We start from the raw sequence: 4,548 nt of genomic DNA, 5'->3' as shown, positions 1-4,548 counted from the left end.
CAACAGCGGCTGCAAATGGAGCCCGGAGCCGGTCAGAGCGACGACAAGGTGGTTGCAGCACTGCTGACCGCGGTTGACCGGTACGAGGGCAGCATCGAGTTAACAGGCAGCGATGCGTTCAAAGCCAAAGCAATCGGCCTGATCGTACGCCACCGCATCGACGTGACGATGAAGACGCCCGAGCAGCAGGCCATCCTCAATGCTGCGCGGCTCGATGACATCGTCAATACGCCGGTATTGGATCACGAGCGAAGGGTCTCCGCAGAGCTTGGCAGATTTGCAGCAGAGGTCGAGAGAGCAGCGTCAAAACCAGCCGACAAGGCCGCTACGCTTGATCTTGAGGCCGGATTTGCAGCGATACGTGCTCGGCGTGATGGTGTGCGAGAGACGCAAGATGCTATGAGGCGTCGGGATGAAGAACGGGTGCGCATCGAGCAGGAAAAACAGGCCGAGGCACAGCGCGAGGAGCAACGACGCATCAATGCTTGGAATCAGCAGCGCCGCGATGAAGAAGCGCGCAGACAACAGCTGGAAGCCGCGCGACAGCCTAAATGGAAGCCACCGTCACCCGGTTAGGCAAAATGAAAAAAGCCAGGCAATGCCTGGCTTTTTCGTACGTGGGCGGATGGCTAATATCCCTTGGGGATTATCCAATGTTTGGTGTTTGAATCACTGTTCCAGAGCTGACTATTACTTTTCTGAACTTCAACGCAAACTCTACCGCCGCATGAACCTATATTTATACGCGCTCCATTGTCAGAAAGAGTTTTTATATCCCGGCTAAGTTTTTCGTTTTCAATAACTAGCTTCTGGTACTTTTCGCCTTCCCAAGAAACTATAAAAAATGCAATAGCTATAAACGATGCCAAGGCAACAACGTTCTTAACTAAGAAAATCCATGTCATTTTGTTTGAAGTAGCGTTTATATTTTCTTTTGCTACGTTCAAGCCATGAACAGAATCCTGTAAGCTTTTAATTACTGGATCTAGGCTTTCTTTGAGCATTCTTGACGATTCTATTCTTACGCTCGAAAGTGCATCTTTTATTGCTTGGTCATTACCTTCTCCTATAAGCCTTTTAAATTCTGGCAAGCTCTTGTTGAAAGCATCAGTTACTTTACTTGAACTGGAAGTAATCTCTTTAGATACATGTTCTAGGTACGAACTTTGTTTTCCAGCAGCATCAAGCAATGGCTGTATTTTGGCTATGGTCTCATTCATAGCCTTTTGTTGGTCTTCGGCAACCAACAAAAGACTCATGATTCTCTCGTCAATATTCATAATGTACTCTTAAATATTAGCGCACGGCAAACGACCACGCTAAATTGCTTTAGCGTGGCATTGCATTATTTCTATATGTCGGTGCCGCTATCCGGCGCAAGATAATCATCTAAAAGAATTGCGCGTTGTCGGAGCGAGTCCGCTAGACCGTCGATTCCATCGGTCCAATGCGATAAAATATTTGGATCAAGGTGCCTTAATTCCTTGGTCATTAAGGCAAGCATCATTTCGTGATACATCTCGAACGAGTTCATTAAAAGACGCAGCGTGTCTACCGCATCCATGCTGCCTTCAAGAGGTAGGCTCAGGCGATTGTGGGCTCGTGACAGCATTGTCATTTCACACCGCCTTGCAGCATGCCCTGGACACGGCCATCGCGGCGCCGTTGGATTAAGACGTAAAAGCCCGTCCCTACCAGCTCGAATGGGACAGTTTGGGCAGCAGGGGAACTGCTGATTTGGTTGGGTACAGGCGAGCCTGTATAGTGCCGTGCAGCCATGGTGAACACCTCCTGCGGTGTCGTCGTGGTTAGGTCTGGCTGGGGGTCGTAACCCCAGCCAGACCGATTTTATGTCTAGTCGCTATATATCCAAACTTATCTGATCGTGTTTGGTAATGCTGAACGAAAATCCAATAATCTTCCGGCCTTTTCGGCGCGGCTCTGTAGTTATCGTTAAATCCGTATGCGTGTTCAGTTCTTTCAATGCGGGGACTAATACTCGTTTTTGCATGTCCTTCACATCTTTATATTTTTCGCCTAGGTCGAGCATTTGGCGTAGTTGATCAAGTGTACACTCGCGCTGGCCTAGTTTGTGAAACTGGCTCATCAACTCGTACAGCCGAATAGCGTAAAAGCTTGATAGGTTGCCGATCTGCTTGAGTTGATAGGATGTGAACTCTCGATTTAGCATGGTCAGGTGGGGCAATATCTTTGGGGAAAACCCCAACTCTACGCAGCCCTGTCCCTCTTTATATTTCACATGGAAAACCCATCGCAGTCGCTCTATGAGTTTTCCGTTTTTCGCATAGCTACGGATGTCACGCTCAAACAATCTGCTGGCAGCTTCGTTGAGTGCCTCGTACGCGTGGGATACATCAATACCGAAGACCTCAGCGAATGAATCAGCCCTAATGGTGAAGTATCCGTCTTTAGGTAACGGCTTGCGTGGATCAATCATGGATGCAGCAGCCAGGATCAAGCGTTTCTCGTTAAGAGTCAGCGTGTGTGATGCCTCGATTAGCTTGTTCGACTGAGTGACTGTGTTGTCGAGCAATTCCATAATTTCACCCTTACCCGGAATCTGTCCCTGATTGAATCACATTAGGGCAAGGACAATCAATATGTCCTTGTCCCTATTCTGTGGATATGACCCGGAATCTGTCCCCCATAAACCCGGAATCTGTCCCCCTTTAACCCGGAATCTGTCCCCCTTTAACCCGGAATCTGTCCCCCATAAACCCGTTTTCAGCCTTATAAATCAATGGGTTACGAGACCGAAAACAAGATAAAAAACAAGAAAAACAAGATTTAAAAGCGCAGCTCAGTCTTAAATCCGACCATCTGACCAAAAGGGAGAGTTCAGGGGAGATCAACCGGGAAAGGCAGAACAGGCCTCAAGGCTGTGAGCCTTGATTTATAAGGGTTTCAGCAGGCTATAAAAGCCAGAAAGAACGGACCTACCCGGAAAAAGGCAGAGTTGACCCGGAAAAAGGGAGAGTTAGCTTGCTGAAAAGCCGGCGCCGGGTTGCTGAAGAATAGGACCTACCGGGACCTAACCTCTTGCAGTGCTAAACGCTGTGGGACCGTGGACGCTACGCGAAAGACCGCGTGCTAGAAGCTTGGGGTAATCAAGGGGATGGGTATTCCTGCCGTGCGTGCAGGATGTTAACGACCTCGATCCGCTCCAGGGCAACGCGATAGACGATCACATAATTGGGATGGGCGACTATTTCACGGGTACCGGGTACTCGCCCTGGACGATAGAGATAGGGGTGTTCAGCCATTGGCAATATGGCGGACTCCAAGCGTTCCTGGAGTGCTCGGGCAGCCTTTGGGTTTTCGGCTGCGATGTAGCGAATGATTTTAGCCAGGCTCGTACGGGCACGAGCTCGCCAGAGGATTTGCATCACCTGGTGCGATACCGGTGCTGATTTTCCGCCTCAGCAATGATTGCTTCCATTTCGGCCATGACCTGATCGTGAGGTATGGCCGGACTTGGATCATCCAGTGACGTTTGCACCTGCAGACGAAACCAGCGGTCATAGCTGGCCGCCTGTTCGTCTGTTTCGAACTCAGAGACGATTGGCGAAAGGTTGGCCATCGAGCTTTCTCCATGATTGATACGGTCAGTCTACACCGCGCTGGCCAACCGACGTTTGCCCAGCGATGAGACGTTTAAACGATTCTGAGCCCTTCCCATCTTCACCCAGTACGACGGCTCGCTCAGTTGGCCTCGATAGGAATGCATCCATCATCGCGAGCAGTTGGTGATGACTTTCAGGGTTGTGGCCGTGGTGATTCAGCACAGCCGCACCTACCAAAATCTTGATCCTATCCTCAGTCTTTTTGATCGACGCCTTCTGACGTGCTTCTGCTTGTTGTATCCGCGCTGTCAGTTGGTCACGCTTGCGTTTCAACTCTTCCAAATCTGCCATAGCTTGATGCCCATCACCGTATCTGATTTCTGAATTCTACGCTAAAGTAGCCTCGTGCACAGGATAGCCCTAAGCAGAGCAAGGGCGCACTTATGCAAACTTCGTTTGCGCGCGGTCGGCGTTGCCGACAAATCAAAAGCCGATCAAAGGCACGTCGAGAATCAAAAGTGGCCCTCTACTCCGTATCCGTTAAGACCGTTGGCCGTAGCAGTGGACGTTCGTCCACTGCTGCCGCTGCGTACCGGAATGCAGAGCGGATGGTGAACGAGCGCACTGGAGAGGTTCACGATTACAGGCGCCGTTCCGGCGTTGCCTACACCGAGGCATTTGCGCCTGCCGGCGTTGCGCCTATTCCCAGCGCGATTCTGTGGAACAGAGCCGAAGCAGCAGAGACGCGCAAAAACGCCAACGTTGCGCGTGAAGTGCTTGTGGCACTGCCTCATGAACTCGACCAGGTGCAACGCAGGGACTTGGCCAAGGCCATCGCCCAGGACTTGGCCAACCGCTATGGCACGGCGGGCACACTGGCGATTCACCTTCCGGACAAAGACGGTGACCAGCGCAATCACCACGTTCACATCCTGATGACGACCCGTCGTGTCGACGCAGAAGG

General features: G+C 50.9%; 8 protein-coding genes. 2 read left to right on the top strand and 6 right to left on the bottom strand.

Features of this window, described 5'->3' with window-relative positions; translation table 11 throughout:
- On the top strand, positions 1-576 hold a 576-nt coding region (locus DGA31_RS29915; protein WP_338322873.1), incomplete at its 5' end, for an LPD7 domain-containing protein.
- Between the two features lie 53 nt (positions 577-629).
- Here the strand turns inward: DGA31_RS29915 and DGA31_RS29735 are convergent.
- From DGA31_RS29735 to DGA31_RS29280, 6 genes are all read right to left on the bottom strand, one after another.
- Positions 630-1,280 (bottom strand): hypothetical protein, encoded by a 651-nt coding sequence (locus tag DGA31_RS29735; RefSeq protein ID WP_152035094.1) that lies wholly within the window; start codon positions 1,278-1,280, stop codon positions 630-632.
- A 71-nt stretch (positions 1,281-1,351) separates the two neighbouring features.
- Entirely contained in the window at positions 1,352-1,618 is a 267-nt protein-coding gene (locus DGA31_RS29300) for a hypothetical protein (protein ID WP_109514902.1), read from the bottom strand.
- Between the two features lie 243 nt (positions 1,619-1,861).
- Complete coding sequence (locus tag DGA31_RS29295; protein ID WP_241509682.1) at positions 1,862-2,560, bottom strand: replication initiation protein; 699 nt, start codon at positions 2,558-2,560, stop codon at positions 1,862-1,864.
- 568 nt (positions 2,561-3,128) lie between these two features.
- Entirely contained in the window at positions 3,129-3,407 is a 279-nt protein-coding gene (locus DGA31_RS29290) for a type II toxin-antitoxin system RelE/ParE family toxin (protein WP_109514901.1), read from the bottom strand.
- The gene (relB, locus tag DGA31_RS29285; RefSeq protein WP_109514900.1) at positions 3,407-3,601 is read right to left on the bottom strand and encodes a type II toxin-antitoxin system RelB family antitoxin; all 195 of its coding nucleotides are present in this window, start codon (positions 3,599-3,601) and stop codon (positions 3,407-3,409) included. Before relB ends, DGA31_RS29290 begins: the two co-directional genes overlap by 1 nt.
- Positions 3,602-3,626: 25 nt before the next feature.
- Positions 3,627-3,935, bottom strand: a complete 309-nt coding sequence (locus DGA31_RS29280; protein WP_109514899.1) for a hypothetical protein — start codon at positions 3,933-3,935, stop codon at positions 3,627-3,629.
- Between the two features lie 257 nt (positions 3,936-4,192).
- Here DGA31_RS29280 and DGA31_RS29275 point away from each other — a divergent pair.
- Positions 4,193-4,548: MobA/MobL family protein (locus DGA31_RS29275; RefSeq protein ID WP_241509681.1), on the top strand; the 356-nt coding region annotated here is incomplete at its 3' end.

Source organism: Pseudomonas ovata (assembly GCF_003131185.1).
Lineage (GTDB): Bacteria > Pseudomonadota > Gammaproteobacteria > Pseudomonadales > Pseudomonadaceae > Aquipseudomonas > Aquipseudomonas ovata.
This window is presented reverse-complemented; position numbering and strand designations above follow the sequence as displayed.

Bases quoted from the DNA above. Each gene is read 5' to 3' on its own strand.
- DGA31_RS29300 (WP_109514902.1), bottom strand. From the start codon at position 1,618: ATGACAATGCTGTCACGAGCCCACAATCGCCTGAGCCTACCTCTTGAA.
- DGA31_RS29280 (WP_109514899.1), bottom strand. From the start codon at position 3,935: ATGGCAGATTTGGAAGAGTTGAAACGCAAGCGTGACCAACTGACAGCG.
- DGA31_RS29295 (WP_241509682.1), bottom strand. From the start codon at position 2,560: ATGGAATTGCTCGACAACACAGTCACTCAGTCGAACAAGCTAATCGAG.
- DGA31_RS29735 (WP_152035094.1), bottom strand. From the start codon at position 1,280: ATGAATATTGACGAGAGAATCATGAGTCTTTTGTTGGTTGCCGAAGAC.
- DGA31_RS29290 (WP_109514901.1), bottom strand. From the start codon at position 3,407: ATGCAAATCCTCTGGCGAGCTCGTGCCCGTACGAGCCTGGCTAAAATC.
- relB (WP_109514900.1), bottom strand. From the start codon at position 3,601: ATGGCCAACCTTTCGCCAATCGTCTCTGAGTTCGAAACAGACGAACAG.